Annotated in this window: 15 protein-coding genes; 5 read left to right on the top strand and 10 right to left on the bottom strand. The window is 45.1% G+C overall.

Annotated features, from left to right (window positions below; translation table 11 throughout):
- Window positions 1-104 precede the first annotated feature (104 nt).
- The 4 genes from FJ444_RS00090 to FJ444_RS00105 form a co-directional block, all read right to left on the bottom strand.
- Window positions 105-1,445 (bottom strand): sigma 54-interacting transcriptional regulator, encoded by a 1,341-nt coding sequence (locus FJ444_RS00090; RefSeq protein WP_140955838.1) that lies wholly within the window; start codon window positions 1,443-1,445, stop codon window positions 105-107.
- Window positions 1,442-2,020: a SlyX family protein gene (locus FJ444_RS00095; protein ID WP_140955840.1), complete on the bottom strand. Its 579-nt coding sequence runs from the start codon at window positions 2,018-2,020 to the stop codon at window positions 1,442-1,444. Before FJ444_RS00095 ends, FJ444_RS00090 begins: the two co-directional genes overlap by 4 nt.
- Window positions 2,021-2,022: 2 nt before the next feature.
- A complete protein-coding gene (locus FJ444_RS00100; RefSeq protein ID WP_255438800.1) occupies window positions 2,023-3,420 on the bottom strand; it encodes a sensor histidine kinase KdpD in 1,398 nt (465 codons plus the stop codon).
- A 104-nt stretch (window positions 3,421-3,524) separates the two neighbouring features.
- Window positions 3,525-3,782, bottom strand: a complete 258-nt coding sequence (locus FJ444_RS00105; protein ID WP_255438802.1) for a calcium-binding protein — start codon at window positions 3,780-3,782, stop codon at window positions 3,525-3,527.
- 244 nt (window positions 3,783-4,026) lie between these two features.
- Here FJ444_RS00105 and FJ444_RS00110 point away from each other — a divergent pair, with 244 nt between their 5' ends.
- Window positions 4,027-5,217: a hypothetical protein gene (locus FJ444_RS00110; RefSeq protein WP_140955843.1), complete on the top strand. Its 1,191-nt coding sequence runs from the start codon at window positions 4,027-4,029 to the stop codon at window positions 5,215-5,217.
- Window positions 5,217-5,654: a hypothetical protein gene (locus FJ444_RS00115; protein WP_140955845.1), complete on the top strand. Its 438-nt coding sequence runs from the start codon at window positions 5,217-5,219 to the stop codon at window positions 5,652-5,654. The genes FJ444_RS00110 and FJ444_RS00115 overlap by 1 nt, the downstream gene beginning before the upstream one ends.
- 76 nt (window positions 5,655-5,730) lie before the next feature.
- Here FJ444_RS00115 and FJ444_RS00120 read toward each other — a convergent pair whose 3' ends face one another.
- From FJ444_RS00120 to FJ444_RS00135, 4 genes are all read right to left on the bottom strand, one after another.
- On the bottom strand, window positions 5,731-7,821 hold the full coding sequence (locus FJ444_RS00120) for a bifunctional diguanylate cyclase/phosphodiesterase (RefSeq protein ID WP_140955847.1): 2,091 nt from the start codon (window positions 7,819-7,821) through the stop codon (window positions 5,731-5,733).
- A gap of 24 nt (window positions 7,822-7,845) precedes the next feature.
- Window positions 7,846-8,286: a TerB family tellurite resistance protein gene (locus tag FJ444_RS00125; RefSeq protein WP_140955848.1), complete on the bottom strand. Its 441-nt coding sequence runs from the start codon at window positions 8,284-8,286 to the stop codon at window positions 7,846-7,848.
- 140 nt (window positions 8,287-8,426) lie between these two features.
- Entirely contained in the window at window positions 8,427-10,076 is a 1,650-nt protein-coding gene (locus FJ444_RS00130) for a fused response regulator/phosphatase (RefSeq protein WP_140955850.1), read from the bottom strand.
- A gap of 9 nt (window positions 10,077-10,085) precedes the next feature.
- Entirely contained in the window at window positions 10,086-10,388 is a 303-nt protein-coding gene (locus FJ444_RS00135; RefSeq protein ID WP_140955852.1) for an STAS domain-containing protein, read from the bottom strand.
- Between the two features lie 110 nt (window positions 10,389-10,498).
- Here FJ444_RS00135 and yciH point away from each other — a divergent pair, with 110 nt between their 5' ends.
- From yciH to pheA, 3 genes are all read left to right on the top strand, one after another.
- Window positions 10,499-10,825 (top strand): stress response translation initiation inhibitor YciH, encoded by a 327-nt coding sequence (yciH, locus tag FJ444_RS00140; protein WP_140955854.1) that lies wholly within the window; start codon window positions 10,499-10,501, stop codon window positions 10,823-10,825.
- A gap of 176 nt (window positions 10,826-11,001) precedes the next feature.
- The gene (locus FJ444_RS00145; protein ID WP_140955855.1) at window positions 11,002-11,802 is read left to right on the top strand and encodes a response regulator; all 801 of its coding nucleotides are present in this window, start codon (window positions 11,002-11,004) and stop codon (window positions 11,800-11,802) included.
- A gap of 242 nt (window positions 11,803-12,044) precedes the next feature.
- A complete protein-coding gene (gene pheA, locus FJ444_RS00150) occupies window positions 12,045-13,226 on the top strand; it encodes a prephenate dehydratase (protein WP_140955857.1) in 1,182 nt (393 codons plus the stop codon).
- A gap of 41 nt (window positions 13,227-13,267) precedes the next feature.
- On the opposite strand, the gene FJ444_RS00155 is transcribed toward pheA, so the two are convergent.
- Both FJ444_RS00155 and tyrA read right to left on the bottom strand, forming a co-directional pair.
- Window positions 13,268-15,586: a methyl-accepting chemotaxis protein gene (locus tag FJ444_RS00155; RefSeq protein ID WP_140955859.1), complete on the bottom strand. Its 2,319-nt coding sequence runs from the start codon at window positions 15,584-15,586 to the stop codon at window positions 13,268-13,270.
- Window positions 15,587-15,645: 59 nt separating this feature from the next.
- Entirely contained in the window at window positions 15,646-16,818 is a 1,173-nt protein-coding gene (gene tyrA / locus FJ444_RS00160; protein WP_140955860.1) for a bifunctional chorismate mutase/prephenate dehydrogenase, read from the bottom strand.
- Between the last annotated feature and the right edge of the window lies 1 nt (window position 16,819).

The following is a 16,819-nucleotide window of genomic DNA, read 5'->3' on the forward strand; positions in this document are numbered from 1 at the left end:
AACAGTTTCTGGTATTTCGTCTGATATCATGTAATGGCCCGACCAGCCAGTGCCAGGCCATTGATCCTTAAGGAAGAAAGATTGTACCAAGTCGCGTAGAAGCCTTAGCGGAAATCTCCGGCATCCAGTTCGTGCTTTTTCATTAGTTTGTGCATGTCGGTACGATTTCGACCTGCCAGCTCCGCTGCACGAGTTACGTTACCATCGGTCATTTTCAGCAGTTTAAACAGATATTTTTGCTCAAATGCATCACGGGCCTCCGTTAAGGTTGGCCAGCTCTGGCGGGTAGCCGACAGTGCCTGCTCCACCAGATGCAGCGGGATAACCGGCGTTTGAGTTAATGCCACACACTGCTCAACCACATTCACAAGCTGACGCACGTTGCCCGGCCAGTCACTTTTCACCATTAGTTGCAGCGCGTCCTCGGAGAACTGTGACACTTTAACGCCATGACGTTCAGCGCTTTGTTTTAACAAGGTGCGGGCTAACAATGGAATGTCTTCCGAACGTTCTTTCAGCGCAGGCAGTTTCAGGTTTACGACATTCAAACGATAAAATAAGTCTTCCCGAAACGTCCCCTCTTGCATTTCTTTATGCAAATCTTTGTGAGTTGCAGAGATCACCCGAACGTCGATATCAACCGATTTACTGCTGCCTACCGGACGGATTTGACGTTCTTGCAAAGCCCGCAGTAATTTCACCTGCAGGGTCATAGGCATATCGCCAATTTCGTCTAAGAAAAGCGTGCCACCGTGCGCTTCACGAAATAAACCGCCATTGGCTTGCACCGCTCCGGTAAACGCACCTTTCACATGGCCAAACAGTTCAGATTCCAACAAATTTTCTGGTAGCGCACCGCAGTTTATCGCAACAAAAGGGTTACCTGCACGATCACTTGCACGGTGAATCGCATTGGCAAGCAATTCTTTACCAGTACCACTGGCACCGGTAATGAGCACGCTGACTTCCCGCTTGGCAATACGATATGCCTGATCAAGCACATGCAACATATCGGCTGAGCGGGTAACGATGTCTTTACACCATTCACCAGGCTCTGCTGCTTTGGATTGCTGTAATGCGCGACTGAGTAGCTCGCGTAACTTCTCGTGCTCAACAGGTTTGGTTAAAAAGCCAAACACGCCGCGCTGTGTAGCGTCGATAGCATCCGAAATGGTGCCGTGAGCGGTCATTAGGATCACTGGAATGTCAGAGCGAATTGCCATGATTTCTTCGAATAAGCTCAATCCGTCAAGCCCAGGCATACGCAAATCACTTAACACCAGGTCAAAGCTACCGGTTTGGATTTTTTTCAGGGCTTCCTGACCGTCTTCCGCCGTTGTCACAGTGTACCCTTCACTTTGTAAACGAATGGTCATCAGTCTTAATAAACTGCTGTCGTCGTCTACTAATAAAATGTGCGACTTAGGATGATCTTTACTGGTCATTGTTCTGTTTCCTCCTGATTCATCAGGTTCGATTCAATTTTCATCAGCGCTTCCAGCTGGGCTTTCAGCTTTTGAATCTGCCGTTCCTGTTGTGTCAGTGTTTTATCCTGCTGATTATTCATGTTACTCAATATGGTGACAGCTGATTCCAGTTCCAGCATATGACCGCTGGGTTTACTGACCACCGTTTCCAGCCAACTTTGTGCACCAGCTGCCAGCCATGGGTAGAGTTGTTCAATCCAGTGCTGAGCACGCAACCTTGCTTTATAGGGTGTATTGACCGGCTGTGACAATATTATCTTCTTCAATAACTGGTCTGGTGTGTCGTCCATTGAATCAATTAGCGTCTGCCGCTCTGGCCAGCTTACTTTATCAACCTGAATCCAGTAATCCTGCCAGTAATCCATCTCGCACATTTCAGGTTCCTGAGGGGCGATAAGAAACACACATTTGGTTGCAGCCACAATGGCCGGTGGTTGAATATTATCGGATACTTCAGTCACGGTGGTGGTGGATGGCAATATCTGACAACCTGCCAATCCCACGACAGCAGCTATTATGCCGTAACGTTTCATGTTTATTTTTCTTCCTGTTGTGGTATGCGGACTCTAAAACACACATCGGCATAGTCCACGTCAATCACGGTGGCATCACCGTGCATAATCCTTGCGCAATCCGCAACAATCGATAAGCCTAACCCTGTACCAATGACGTTATCGTTGCGGGTTCCTTCACCTCTTATAAAAGGTTCAAACAAGGTACTGACTTTATCTTTTGGAATTTTTTTGCCGTCATTGGCCACGTCAATGCAGGCAAACTCATCTTCTACTGACACTCGAATATGAATCGTTCTGTCGAGTGCGCCATGTGCCACCGCATTAGAAACCAGGTTATCCAGGATCCTGCGCAGTAGCTCTTCATCAGCGATTATATGTTTAATCGAAAGGTTGATATCTAAACTGTGTTTTTGCAACGCCAGCTTGTAATCGCCAATACACTGATTAACCATTAGATCCACATCAACCAGTTTAAATTTAGGTTGTGCTTGTTGTAACAATAAATTGTAGTCAAGCAGTCTTTCTATCAGGGTATTCAGTCGCGTGGTACTGGCATTGATCAGGCTCATGACCTCTTGCTGTGGCTCACTTAACGTCCCTACCAATCCATCGCTTAATAAAGCACAGCCTTCTTTCATACTTGCCAGCGGCGTTTTCAATTCATGTGCTGCATGGCGGAGCAACGCCGTACGGATATGCTCCAGTTGTGCTAATCGCTCACCTAACCAGTGCAAATCACGCTCAACGCCAGCCAACTCGCGTGGCGCTTTAGTAGACAACGGCGGCAGTTTGCCTTGCTGACGGGCCAGCATCTTTATTATCAATTTCAGTTTGCGAACCGGGTTTACCACTAACTGACTGCCCAACAGGATCAGGGCAAGCGAGATTGACACCAGTAAGGCACTTAACCAGGTTTGTCTGACCTGCATAGCAGACACATCTGCCTGCTGCGTAACCAGCCTGGCGGCAATGGCGTCATCCACACTCACGTCAATATCAGCTAACTGCTGGCGCAACAACGTTAACTGATTAGGCAGCATATCTGAATGCTCAAACGATCTGAATCCACGAAGATTCGCTACCGTTTGCTGTAGCCGCACACACCCGTTTATTCGCTTCTCAACATCGCAAATTGCATGATGCTGTTCGGAAAACCGACCTATTGCATTTTCTACCAGTCCGGCTGCAACGTCATTTTTTAGTACCTGATACTGTCTGAGCGCACGCTCAAGCACAATACTGGCACTTTCCAGTTGTTGCACTTTTGAGACTAAAGAAGCAATGTGCTGCGTTTCGGTAACAGTTAGCTGGCTGACTTTGGCAAGGTCTGTCTGACTCTGCCACAACAAAGCAGCTAAAGGTACTAAGGCTACAAAAAAGCACCCCAGAATTAATTGTCTTAACGATCCTAATCGCAAAAGAGACCCACTCTCAAAAAAAGAAGTGGCAAGCATCGCATAGCGTTGGGATTTCGACAATGTCTTAGCGCCTATTCCGTTATATAAATCGATCAGCGACGCGCCTAGATAGGCAGCGACAAGACTTCTCTGCCATAATCAGACGCAATTAATTCGGCTTCTGAAATCTTGCCATCTTCGTCCATATCGATATGACCAAACTCGCGCAACAAGTCAGTATTTTTTACGGCTTCTCTTAATGTGATAAAACCATCGTCATCGGAATCCATCTGTGCCATGAATTCAACGCCCGTTACTGACGCAATCGAAGAAAAGCTGGTACAGGCAACACAGACAAGACAAAGATTAAGTAATTTACGCATGAGCATGACTCCTCATTTAATTTTAGTCGTCACTGACACATTGCAGACTGCGTACCAATTTTAAATTACTCTTTAAATTCAATTAAATAACATAAAAAAGGTATTATCCCCAGAAGTAAACACCAAGATAAAGCAGGAATAATGTTGCAAATTTGCAACAACTTTGAAATTTTTATGGTCGGTAGCTTGTAGAAAGCGAAAGCGTGGCATACTTTTTATTGAGCAGGTCTAAAAAAGTATATCTATGTTATTGAATCGTTATAAATTGCACCTGACACTGTGTTGTTTATGCCTTACCTTGCCATTGCAAGCGGCAGAATCGCCCATAGAAGTGTCAGGTTTTGGCAGAATTGTAGGGGGTTTTCTCGATAATCCGGAATTGTCGTATCAGGGCTATCAGGACGAATTGAGTTTTGACAGTCAAAGCCTCGCGGCACTGCAAATCGATTGGCATGCGATGCCTAAAGTAACGGTTACCACCCAATTACTTGCGCACAGCGACAGTAACCGCAACTCAGGCATAGAGTGGTTGTATTTAACTTACGATGTGAACGAGCAATGGCAAATTCGCGTTGGGAAACAGCGAACACCGTTTTTTCGCTACTCCGATGTGCAAAACGTCGGGTTCGCTTATCATTGGGTCACTCCCCCTCAACAATTATATAACGGCGTACTGTTTCCTACCTATGATGGCCTTAATATCAAATATCGGATAGGAACGCAGGATATTCAGTTTTCACTGGAAGGTTACTTTGGCGAATATAACGATGAATATGAAATTGCCAATTTAACCATTCAGCCTGAAATTAAAAATTTTGCGGGTTTAATCGGACACGTGAAATGGGATTATTTATCGGCTCAGATAGGTTTCCACAGGGGTGACATCAACCTGTTTATGGATGAACTAAATGGCTTAGCGGCTATTTTGCAACAAGCAGGTTATCAGGATACGGCGGATTCGCTGTCCACTAAAGGCAGAGTTGAGGTACTTTTTGCCAGTCTTGCTTATCACAACATGGATTATTTTGTAGAAGCTGAAATTATTAAACTACTTAGCGAACCGTTGGTGTTCCCAACACTATCAAGCGCCTACATATCAGCCGGTTTATACTTGCCGCCATTTACACTTCACAGTACTGTGGCGACATCCCATGCATCTTATCCGCAACCCGTAAATGAAATCCCCATGGGTCTTGCGCCTCAGGTAGACCAACTCGCGATGGCCTATCGTCAGGTTTATGCGGCCCTGGAAAAAGACTCGCTGGGCAGTTTTGCGGTGGGTGTTCGGTACGATTTGTCTGAAAATTTTGCACTAAAAGCGGATATTACCCGTCTCAGGGGTCGGCGTGATGAACGAAGTTTCTTTGATATCACCCACCATGAATCAGGACGCGCGGCTACCTTGTACCAATTTTCTCTGGAATGGGTGTTCTGATGCGATTATTACACTTATTCATGGCCTCCATCCTGATGATACCTGTTTTTTTTACACTGCAGGCGCAGCAAGACGAACATATTATTGTTATCACACAACTTGATACACAACTTAATAACGTAAACAAAACCATGTTGCGCAATTTGTATATGGGTAATCTGGGACTGGGTGACATAACTCCAATCGCGCTTGCCCCCGGGGAGTTAGCCCGTTCTGTGTTTAATGTAAGAGTAGTTGGGTTAACCGAATCGAGAATTCAGGCGTACTGGGCCCAAATGCGCTTTAGCGGCAGAAAACAACGTCCCATAGAAGCCTCTGACCCTGCCGAGGCCATACTGATGGTGCAATCAACGGTAAATACCATTGCCTACGTGCCTGCTGGAACAGTGTTGCCCAAAGACGTGAAGATCATTTTTACATCGCAGACACCACAATAGTGACCAACCAATGATGGCAAACCAATAATGGCAAACCAATAATGGCAAACCAAACCAATTGCGATTAATTCAAAAGCTAAAGGTCGATTTTGTAGCTGCCAAAATCATGTGGGATTTCATGTTTATTGTCTTTAAGTTGATCTAACGGCACGGGTTTACTAAACAAATACCCCTGAACCGTATCGCAACCTTGCTCGCATAAATAATCCCATTGCGTCTTGGTTTCAACGCCTTCGGCACATATCTTCAGGCTAAGGCGTTTGGCCAAATCAATAATAGACACCGTCACTAAGCGACACCGTTCTGACGTTTCTAATTGTGTTACAAACTGCCGGTCAATTTTAAGTGTATCAATAGTAATCTGCGTGAGATAACTCAAAGACGAGTAGCCCGTGCCGAAATCGTCCAATGCTATTTTGCAGCCTAAATTATGTAGCCGTTTAAATAGCTTTTCACTGTGTTCAAAGTTATCCAGATAGGCCGATTCGGTGACTTCAAACTCAATATTGCGTGGGTTAACCTTGTATTCATTGAATGCGGAGTAAATCCAGTCAAATAAGTCGCTATGGCGTAAATCGTGTACCGATAAGTTAATAGCAACCCTGACCCTGCTGGAGAATTTGTCAGTAATTTGATGTAACTCCTCACATGCCCGTCTGATAACCCATTGTGTAATAGCGGTAATCTTTCCGGACTGCTCTGCCACTACAATAAATTCGCCAGGCATAATGTTGCCCATTTCAGGATGATGCCAGCGAATAAGGGCTTCAAACCCTACCTGTATGCCGTTGCTATCTACTTTAGGCTGGTAATACAGGCAAAACTGATTTTGCTCGATAGCATTATCGATACTGTTCGCAATCATGATCTTACGCTTATGCGACTCAGACATCTCAGGGCTGAATATGGTATACACGCCCCTTCCTCTTGCTTTGGAGCGGTACATGGCCAAATCAGCATTACTAACTAGCTGACTGAGGTCGTAACCCGCTTCCTTCGCCTTAGCAACGCCAATACTTACGCCTAATTTAAGTGACAGTCCATTGAGTTTAAAAGGTTCTGAAAACGAATTAAGTACCCGTTCCGAAACCGTGATCATATTGAGTTCTGTTGCGTCCCTGTCGGGTATGATCAGAAATTCATCACCACCGAGTCTGGCCAGAATATCGCCATCTCTTAAAATGGACTTCACCCTGTCTGCAACTTCAATCAGAATTAAATCGCCGGTCTCATGCCCCAATGAATCATTAATGCCCTTAAAGCCGTCTAAGTCAAAAAACATCAAGATCAGATCTTCATTGGATCGGCGCGCACGGGCCAGTTCAATTTTAATGGTATCCATAACAAACTGACGATTAGGCAAACCGGTGAGGCTGTCGAAATTAGCCAGGCGGGTCATGGTTACCTGCTGTTCCATTAACGTCTTAGTTTGCTGCTGATTGATACTCAACTCCTCTTCAATGGTTTCCATCAGGCGGTTTATATGGCGTCCCAACCGGCGAATTTCTGCCGTACCTTTTACTACATGTCGCGATGTGTAATCTTTGTTTTCTGTTACCGACTGCGCAAATCTCGTTACCGCATCCAGCGGTCTGAATGCCTGTCTTAACAGAGCAAAAGAAAGCAAAATAGTAGAAGTGAGTAATAACAACGCCCAGGGCATAGTTCGGAAAATCAGAGAACGGCGACTTTCGGCCAGGCTTTTATTGAGATCGAGTGCAATAAGCAGGAAACCCACCGGGAAAGCCTGTTCACCAATGCGCTCCAGACTAAAAAGTTTGCCATCAGAAATACTAATGCCCAAACTCAGCTCTGCTGGTGATAGTTTTGGATCGGGCAAGCTCTCGCTGCCTCGCCTGCCCTGCAAACCTACATAAAATTCAACTAACCGATTATCGTTGTCGAAAATACTGGCGTTAATTACATTGCGATAGGGTTCGAGGCGCAGGAGTACAACATTTAACGAAAACGTGTCCCTGGGCTCCTGCTCCATATATGGAACCAAATCGTTCGCCATGTTGCGCGTTAGCGCGAACAGGTTGTTTTGCTGAGATTCTAAAAACAGTTGCTCATGTTCAGAAACAGTGATCCATAACACGCTGGCTGATGAAGACATCACTACCACGCTTAAAATAACCACCATTGCGGTTCGTATACTACTGAACATGATTAAAAACCATATTACAAATGCTTAACCGGCCGATTGCGCGGTTAACTTAGCATGGATGTACTTACTGTGCGGAATGTAAAGTAAATCTGCAATTTTGCGAATAATATGTTCCTCCAAAGGCGCCAGTTCGTTATCTGCGTAGGCAACGTTCCATAGCCCCTGAATAACCTGTTGCTTATCCGCTTCGTTGAGCGTTTGATTCAGAACCTGAGTAAACTGCACTAAATCAACGGCTTCTTCTGAGCGTTTGCTTCCTGATGCCTGAACCAGCATCACTTCTTCATCACTTAACGAAAAGATGTCTTTCAGCATAGCAGATAGCATAGCTTGTTCACTATGATCCACCTCATTATCAGCCCTGATGACTTCATACAACAGCGCCGCTGTCGCAACCTCTACAGAATGAGCGTTTGCGGGCTCAGAAGCATTACCTGTAAACCTGGCAAGTATCGCTTTTAACATTTACTTCTCCACACTGAAAAATACGGCAAAGTGTAGACAACACAACTTTAAAAAAATGCCAATTTTCTTATTTAACCGCTGGTGGCCAGGCAATAATGTAAACCAATGACTCAGAACCAAAAAAAAACGATCAAGTTGCCTCAAAACGCCAGTGTTACAATGGTCTTTCTTCCGCCCTCTTCTACTTTCACTGATTCACAAAACTCTTCCAACAGCAGCAAGCCCCTACCATAGGTGTCGCCAGGTAGTTCAGGCCTTACGTCAAGCTGATATCCATCGCCAGAATCAAAAACAGAGATAATCAGCTTTCGCTGACATGGTTCACATTTCAAACAGATTTTAACATGCCCGGATGTTAACTGCTCTAATCTTTCTGCCCGTAACCGGTAGTATTCCTCAAAGCCTTCTGCACTTTGTTTAAGTTCTGAATCCAGCTTTAACAATCCATGTTCAATCGCGTTATTCAATAGCTCTGTAATAACGGTAAATACTTCTGAACGTATCGCTTCCAGTCCCTCCAGATTGGTGAGCTTTTGTACAATAAAGTCAGCCACGTTAGTGTGTTTTAAGTGACTATTGGTGAGTACCATTTCTGTTCTAAACGGCACCAGCAGCATACTCGATGTTTCGGGTTCATTGACTACGCGAAATGGCTCGCAACGGAACATAACAATCGTAATATCATCGTTAGCCGGGTTTCCCTGCCGGTACTCATTTGCCAGCTCAACAAATCCCCGGGCTGAAGACAAACAGCGCTCTGAAAACCACTTTTCTACGCCTTCTTCGCCAATGACGCCATGAACGGGATGAGACGACTCCATCAGTCCATCTGTATAAATCAGCAAGCGATCGCCTTCGTTGGCCTCCACATATTCCACGTTGCGCTCAAATTCATTCACGGTCAAAATACCCAAAGGCATGTGCCTTGATTCTATCTTGTTAGTGATATTGCCAAGGGCATCACGCAACACCAGTCTCGGCATGCCGCCATTCCATATCGTAAAACGGGTACCGGAGGGCGATATTTCAACAATACAGGCAACACAGAACATATCGGCAGGAAGGAACTCTAGCAGTATTTTGTTTATCTCTGCGGCAATTTCCTCTACTGACAATCCTTTTTTTGCCATTGCACTAAATGCTTTAGCAACAGGTATAGCTCCTATCGCCGAAGCAAGACCGTGACCTGTAAAGTCACCAACAAACAGATAAGCGCCTCCCACCGGGCTCTTTTCACATAACAACACATCGCCATTAAACCGGGTTTCTGGCTGGATATAGTAACTAAAATGCTTGTCGAGGGTTTCTGACTCCGCCATCGCATTGGCAAAGATGTGTTCAACAATACGGTGATTTCTCTCGACATCCTGACGGTACCAGAACAAGGACTCGTTCTTTTCCACCAGTTCAAGACTCATTAAACGGGAGCGTTCATGCGCCTTGATCTTTGCAATCAACACTACACTGTCGAAGGGCTTTGGTACAAAATCATCGCCGCCGGCATCCAGACACCTCACTAAACTTGCCTGATCATCCAGCGCCGTGATAAACAAAATGGGTAAATAACACCCGGGAGACAATTTTTTGAGTTGAGGGGCAACGTCCAAACCACTCAGACCTGGCATAACCACATCAAGCAACACCATATCCGGTGTATGCTCCTTGGCCATTTCCAACGCCTGCACACCGTTTTCAGCTTCAATGCAATCATCGTAACCTGCCGAGATGAGCATTTCTTTGAGCATACACCGGTTAATATACTCATCATCGACGATCAGGATTTGAAACATGATTCGTCACTACACAATGTCAAACTTTTTGTTGAAACGGGATATCTCCAGAATACGGGCAACCGGTGGCCGACAATTTGAAATGACATATCGGAAGGGCTTTCCAGCGAGCACTTTTTGCATATTCAACAGCATGCCCAGTGCAGAACTGTCCATGTACAACGTATCAGTAAGGTTAACTTCGATGGTTTTGATGGATTTAGGCAAGTCACTGTAAGCTTCCCGAAAGTCAGTCACCACGGAAAAATCAAATTTTTCACCCACCCGAATTTCCCAGCAGTTTTCATTTTTAACAGCAGTATTAATTGTCATCTTTGCTCCCACTGACTAAGTGCTTTTGTTACCATACATAAAATAACGGGGTACCTTCACCCTGCACTTATTATAGTGTAGACAATTATTTGAAAGGCAATGAAAAAAACATGCAAAACAGCAGACTTGTTTACAGTACAGACGGCGGCCGTATAAATGACGATTCAAATAAACAGGAATCGCGCTCAGTAAATAAAGACGGCATTGCCCGCATCCACCGAGAAACCAAAGGCCGTAAAGGAAAAGGCGTATCCATTATTACCGGTTTAGACAAAGACGCAGCAGCACTAAAAGACCTTTGCACCACATTAAAAAAGAAATGTGGCTGTGGAGGTGCAGTGAAAGACGGTACGATCGAGCTGCAAACCGATGCCAGGGATAAAATTCAACAACTACTTAAACAGCTGGGGATTGAATCAAAAATTGCTGGCGGCTAACCGGTTTAATCTTTATCTTTAGTCTATATTGCAACGAATTCTGTTTTTAGCGATAGGCAGTTTGCTATGATGTAAAAAACAGAGAATCAGTCAGATTACCCGCTACTCTGCCGGACACTTTTGGTGTTGCTGATGCAGAGACTCACGACTGACGCAACCAATAAAAGAGTACATAAATGGAAAAGCTATCGATCTCCGACCTGAATATTGTGTTGGTAGAACCCTCAGATACGCAGCGAAAAATTATTTCGGCCTTTCTGACCAAAGAAAACGTTAAACAGATAGATACTGCTGCGAACATCACTGAGGCGAAACAACTTATCGACCAGCACGGTGCCGATTTGATTATTAGTGCCATGTATTTTGAAGACGGCACCGCAATAGAATTACTCAAGTTTGTTAAAAACCACGAAACGTTTAAAGCTATACCATTTATGCTGGTATCCAGTGAAAGCCGCACCAGTAAACTGGAAGAATTTAAACAGGCCGGCGTTGCCGCCATATTGCCTAAGCCATTCGAACCTATCCATTTACAACGGGCATTAAATGCCAGCCTGGACCTGCTCAACACTGACGAACTTGAACTGGATTTGTTTGATATTCACGAAGTGCGGGTATTGTTAGTGGATGATAGCCGTTTAGCCCGAAATCACATTCGTCGCGTATTGGAAGGCATGGGACTTCAAAAAATTAAAGAAGCTGAAAACGGCGCCATGGCACTGACCTTAATTAAGGATGAAGCGTTTGATTTAGTGGTTACCGACTACAATATGCCGGAAATGGATGGTCGTGAACTGTCTGAGTTCATTCGGTTTAATCCCGAAACGTCACACATTCCCATTATCATGGTGACATCAGAAGCAGCCGACAGCATGCATATGGCAAACATCCAGCAAACCGGGGTAAATGCGCTGTGTGATAAGCCATTTGAACCTAACGAAGTGCGCGCCATGTTGGCAGCATTGCTCGGTGATTAGCAAAAACTGAATTATACTCAACCTGTCAATATATTACTCAGAAAAATGATAAGCCAATCTGTAAAAACGGGTTGACAGATAACCAGCGCCGCAATAAAGTGCAGGGTATGAAAGTACAAAATACATCACACACAGCGATTTTCTTTATGTTTATCACCTTCAGTTGAGGGGGTAACGCTGTGCGTAACACAAACCTCCTCTAACAGGAGGTTTTTTTTTGCCTGAAGTGTAAGAGAGAAGCTATGTCTGCGCCTGAATTAGATAACATCCGTGAGCGAATTACCTCACTTGATACCGAACTGCTTGGCCTGTTGGCTGAACGCCGTGGTTTAACCAACCAGGTAGCCGAAACAAAAATCAAGCACCACATTCCAGTGCGCGATCAGGCACGCGAGGAACAATTACTCATCCGCCTGATTAAAGAAGGTCAGCAAAAAGGATTAGACCCGCATTACGTTACTCAGATATTTCATGTAATCATTGAAGATTCAGTATTAAACCAGCAAGCCATGCTGGCCGAGCGCGCAAACCCAGGCAGTGCCCTTCCTCTGAATCGGGTTGCCTTCTTGGGTGATCGGGGTTCTTATAGCTATCTTGCTACGCAAAAGTATTTCTCCCGTCGTCCGGGTGATCTGCTAGAAATGGGCTGCCAGAGCTTTAAAGAGGTAGTGGGCAAAGTAGAAAATAACGAAGCCGACTATGCGGTATTACCCATTGAAAATACCACATCAGGCAGTATCAACGAAGTGTACGACCAGCTTCAGCATACCGAGCTCAATATCATAGGTGAACTGACTCACGCTATTAAGCACAGCTTACTGGTTGCCAAAGACACTACACTGGCTAATATCAAGACACTGTACGCCCATCCGCAGGTATTCACTCAATGCAGCCACTTCCTGGCTGAACTGGGGAATGTGGAAGTAAAAACGATGGATAGCACCTCTTCAGCAATGCTAACTGTCAGTGAGTTGAACCGCGAGGATGTAGCAGCCATTGGCAGTGAAGCCGGTGGTAATCTGTATGGATTGATGGCAATTAAATCGAATCTGGCCAATCAGAAAGAAAACCACAGCCGTTTTATTGTAGTAGCCAAACAACCAGTGGTAGTGCCTCTACAGGTGCCGGCTAAAACCACGTTTGTAATGTCAACGGTTCAAAAGCCTGGCGCACTGGTAGAAGCATTATTGGTATTAAAGCAAAACAACATCAATATGACCAAACTGGAATCCCGCCCTATTCACGGTAATCCTTGGGAAGAGATGTTTTACATCGACGTGGAAGGTAACACCCAGGATGGTCCAATGCAGATTGCGATTGCTGAACTGAAAAAGATAACGCGTTACGTAAAAGTACTCGGGTGTTATCCAAGTGAAGAAATCAGCCCGACTAAGGTAGCAGCAAGCAAAGCGCTGGCTTCTTAATTACAAAAAAGGCCACTGACGTGGCCTTTTTCATTTTAATATCAGGTTTTAAACCGGTTAACCATATCCTGCAAAGACACCGCAATCTTTGCCAGCTCGTCGGCAGCATTTCGGGTATGCACAGCACCGTTATGGATGTCTTCGGAAAGGTGATTCACTTCATTCACGTTTTCGCCAATGGCATTTGAGGTTGCTTCCTGCTCTACAGCGGCACTGGCTACCACGCTCACTAATTGTTGTACCTGTTCAATGGTTTGACCTAATTCGTTCATCGCCACAGTAACCAAATCAACCAGGTGAATACCTCCACCTGCTGCCGCCTCTGCTTTTTCCATGGCAACCACGGATTTCTCCGATGACACGTTCATCTTCTCAATGATCCGTTCTATTTCAACGGTACTTTCCTGCGAGCGATTAGCCAACGTCCTTACTTCATCGGCGACCACTGAAAATCCCCTACCCGCTTCACCCGCTCTTGCCGCCTCTATTGCTGCATTCAGCGCCAATAAATTAGTTTGGTCTGCGATACTTTTAATTACATTCAGCAACGACGTTATTTGCGACACTTCCGCTTTTAACGACGCAATAATAGTTGATGAATCCTGAATAAGTTTTACCAACAACTTAATATTGTCAGCAGCCATATCAGCGCGTTCCATATTCTCATTCAGGCTGTGTTCTGCTCGTGTGCCAAAATCCCGGGTTTCTGACGTTGACTCGGCAATACTGGTAATTGAATCAGTCAGTTGTGTAATTGCAGATGCCACTTCTTGCATCTGTCTGGCCTGATTGTCGGTGGTTGTTTCGCTTTGATGCGTAATAGCGCTTAACTCTTCAGAGGCAGAAGCCAGCGACTCAGACGCGCCTTTAACGCTATCGATGATGTCTCGAATTTGGCCGGTAAACTGATTAAACGCCAGCACAATTCGGTTAATTTCGGCAATACGCGTTTCTGCTAACTTCACTGTTAAATCGCCATTGCCGCTGGCCAATTGTTCACATGCGTCCCCCAACCGGGTTAACGGACGCACTAACCGACCGGATAGCCACACAATCACTACCACGGAAAGAGCTACGATTATGGCAATCGCAATAAAGACAGTAGTCACCAGTTTATTACGCAGTACAACTGCTGGCTGGAGCGCTTCTTCAACGTCGATTTCAGCGATAAGCGCGTATTGATTATCGCCAATAGAAAGCTGTCGGTACGCCGAAAACACCTCAACATCCCGATAATCTTTAACAATGCCAAATCCTTTTTGCCCGTTTAAAGCGCGTTCAACAGACACGGTATCAACATCCTGAATCCCTACTGTTGTGCCTGCGTCAGCTACTTGCTTTGCTGTTTTCGGATATAAGCGTCCAACCGCTGCTAAATAGTCATTCGGAGCCTCCAAAAAGAAACGGCTTTCGGTAACCAGCTTTTTATCAGCACTAACCAGGTAAGTTTCACCGGAATCACCGTAGCCAATTTCCTGCCACTGTTGATTGTGCTCTAAGATATTGCTGATCACATTAAGCGGGATTTGGAATATCAGCACGCCTGTTGTAGTGCCATTTTCATCGATGATCTGGGCACCTAAAAAGCCCGCCATGGCGTTATACGATGGCAGGTAGGATTCCAGTTTACTGAAGGATACTTTATCTTTGTTGTTCAGCGCTTTGCGATACGCTTCTGCAATACCGGTTTTTGCATAGGGGCCAGTTTGCAGGTTAGTTGCGTAATCCAGTTCTTTAAACACCGAGTACACCACATCACCCGTTTTGGGGTCTGCGATAAAAATATCATAAAAGCCAAATTCCTTTAGAAACGCCCGGAAGAAGCCGTGATATTTTTCGTGTACCGCAGCATATTCAGACGTGTTATTGGGTTTAAAAAGGGTATCTTTTTCGCCAATTGGAAAGCGGGAGCCGGCAATAAAATCGTACTGTAGTTTTTTTGCGGTATCAGATAAACCGTTAACAAGAGAAAGTGGGTTACTGATGTTTGTGCCATTACGCTTGCTGTACAAATTAGCAAATTCAGTATCGTAATAGCGTTGAAGCATTTGGCTTTCGTTACTTTGCAGTGGATTACGTTCAGCATCATAGCGACGATACGCGTTAGCAAATTGCTTTGATGCCTCAATAACCAGTGCTTCAGTTGACTTCAATTGTAGCTGTCTTTCAATAAAATTGAGGTACTGAGACACCGACTCATGGGTTTGAGCTACCTCAACCATCAATTTCTTCTCAGCCCCCAGGGTCAGGGCTTCGCGGGATTCGTTTACGCTGATATGCAGGGAAATGCCCGCCATTAGCAACACAACGAAAATAACTAACGGAATTAATGAAAACAGTAATCTCTGTTTCAGTGTCATATTAACGGTTCCCTACAGACAGATAACTCTAAACTAAGAAGTTTCTCGGCCTAACGCAATTATTCTTTAGGAGGGGGCTGAACCGACCTTAACATCTGATTATCATCAGCTTTTAGTAATAATTGCTTGCTGTCGACCAGGCACGTTTTGGCATAATCGCCAAACCAGTCGCCTATCTCGTTAAACTGGCGAATAAATTCCGCTTTATTGCCCTGCTCTAATAAAACTAATGCTTCACCAAACCGCTCATGAAACCTGCGAAGTAACGCAAAGTTTTCGGGATTATTATAGATGATATCGGCATAAAGGTTAGGAGATTGAGCAAATAGTCTGCCTACCATTGCAAGCTCTAATCGATAGATGGGGGAACTCAACTGAGTAAGTTGCATTAGATCCGGGTTTTCACCGGCCAGATGCGCACCATACACAAAGGTGTTGAAATGGCGCATTACCTGAATAAAAGCCATCGCTTTATCATGTTTCTGGGCACTGGTTTCAATTAGGTTAGCACCCCAAATTTGCATTTGTTGAAGCAACCAGTCGTAAGTTTCATTGCCACGGCCATGGCACACTACAACCACCTGCTTAATCATGCCTGGTGCATCAGGTCCAAACATAGGATGCAAGCCGACTACCGGCCCACTGTGCACCGCCATCATGGCTGCCAGCGGCTTGTTTTTAATACTGGTTATATCGGCCAATATACAATGCTCAGGCAAAGCTTTTAATTTTGAAATGACGTCTACGGTTAGATTAATTGGCACAGATACCAAAACAAGGCTGGCGCGTGAAAATAAACGCTCAGCGTCAGACCAGTCCTCTTTTTCGAGAATATCAACCTGGTAGCCACTGCGGGTAAACAACCCTACAAACACACTGCCCAGCGCGCCAGCACCACCAATAATCACAATGCGTTTAACATCGGGATTGGCACAGCGATAGCGATTATTCTGAATATGGTAAGACTCGCGCATAATGCGGCGAAGTAAATCTTCTACTAATGAAGGAGACACACCTGCAGACTCAGCCTGCCGCTGCCGGTCTTCTAACATGGAAGCTTCCCGGGATGGCACGTAAATTGGCATACCGGTTTTGGCTTTGATGTCGCCAACTTTAGCAGCTAGTACCGCACGTTTGGCGAGTAATTCAACGAGCTGGCTATCCAGCTCGTCAATTCCCTGGCGAAGTTCGCTCAATTGCTGAGCAAACTGTTCCGCTGAGTCTTGTGACATA

The sequence above is a fragment of the Aestuariibacter sp. GS-14 genome (genome assembly GCF_006494365.1).
Taxonomy (GTDB): domain Bacteria; phylum Pseudomonadota; class Gammaproteobacteria; order Enterobacterales; family Alteromonadaceae; genus Alteromonas; species Alteromonas mangrovi.

What these genes read in the sequence shown, in the direction of transcription:
- FJ444_RS00090 (WP_140955838.1), bottom strand. Translation starts at nt 1,445, where the DNA reads ATGACCAGTAAAGATCATCCTAAGTCGCACATTTTATTAGTAGACGAC.
- FJ444_RS00095 (WP_140955840.1), bottom strand. Translation starts at nt 2,020, where the DNA reads ATGAAACGTTACGGCATAATAGCTGCTGTCGTGGGATTGGCAGGTTGT.
- FJ444_RS00105 (WP_255438802.1), bottom strand. Translation starts at nt 3,782, where the DNA reads ATGCGTAAATTACTTAATCTTTGTCTTGTCTGTGTTGCCTGTACCAGC.
- FJ444_RS00110 (WP_140955843.1), top strand. Translation starts at nt 4,027, where the DNA reads ATGTTATTGAATCGTTATAAATTGCACCTGACACTGTGTTGTTTATGC.
- FJ444_RS00115 (WP_140955845.1), top strand. Translation starts at nt 5,217, where the DNA reads ATGCGATTATTACACTTATTCATGGCCTCCATCCTGATGATACCTGTT.
- FJ444_RS00120 (WP_140955847.1), bottom strand. Translation starts at nt 7,821, where the DNA reads ATGTTCAGTAGTATACGAACCGCAATGGTGGTTATTTTAAGCGTGGTA.
- FJ444_RS00125 (WP_140955848.1), bottom strand. Translation starts at nt 8,286, where the DNA reads ATGTTAAAAGCGATACTTGCCAGGTTTACAGGTAATGCTTCTGAGCCC.
- FJ444_RS00130 (WP_140955850.1), bottom strand. Translation starts at nt 10,076, where the DNA reads ATGTTTCAAATCCTGATCGTCGATGATGAGTATATTAACCGGTGTATG.
- FJ444_RS00135 (WP_140955852.1), bottom strand. Translation starts at nt 10,388, where the DNA reads ATGACAATTAATACTGCTGTTAAAAATGAAAACTGCTGGGAAATTCGG.
- yciH (WP_140955854.1), top strand. Translation starts at nt 10,499, where the DNA reads ATGCAAAACAGCAGACTTGTTTACAGTACAGACGGCGGCCGTATAAAT.
- FJ444_RS00145 (WP_140955855.1), top strand. Translation starts at nt 11,002, where the DNA reads ATGGAAAAGCTATCGATCTCCGACCTGAATATTGTGTTGGTAGAACCC.
- pheA (WP_140955857.1), top strand. Translation starts at nt 12,045, where the DNA reads ATGTCTGCGCCTGAATTAGATAACATCCGTGAGCGAATTACCTCACTT.
- FJ444_RS00155 (WP_140955859.1), bottom strand. Translation starts at nt 15,586, where the DNA reads ATGACACTGAAACAGAGATTACTGTTTTCATTAATTCCGTTAGTTATT.
- tyrA (WP_140955860.1), bottom strand. Translation starts at nt 16,818, where the DNA reads ATGTCACAAGACTCAGCGGAACAGTTTGCTCAGCAATTGAGCGAACTT.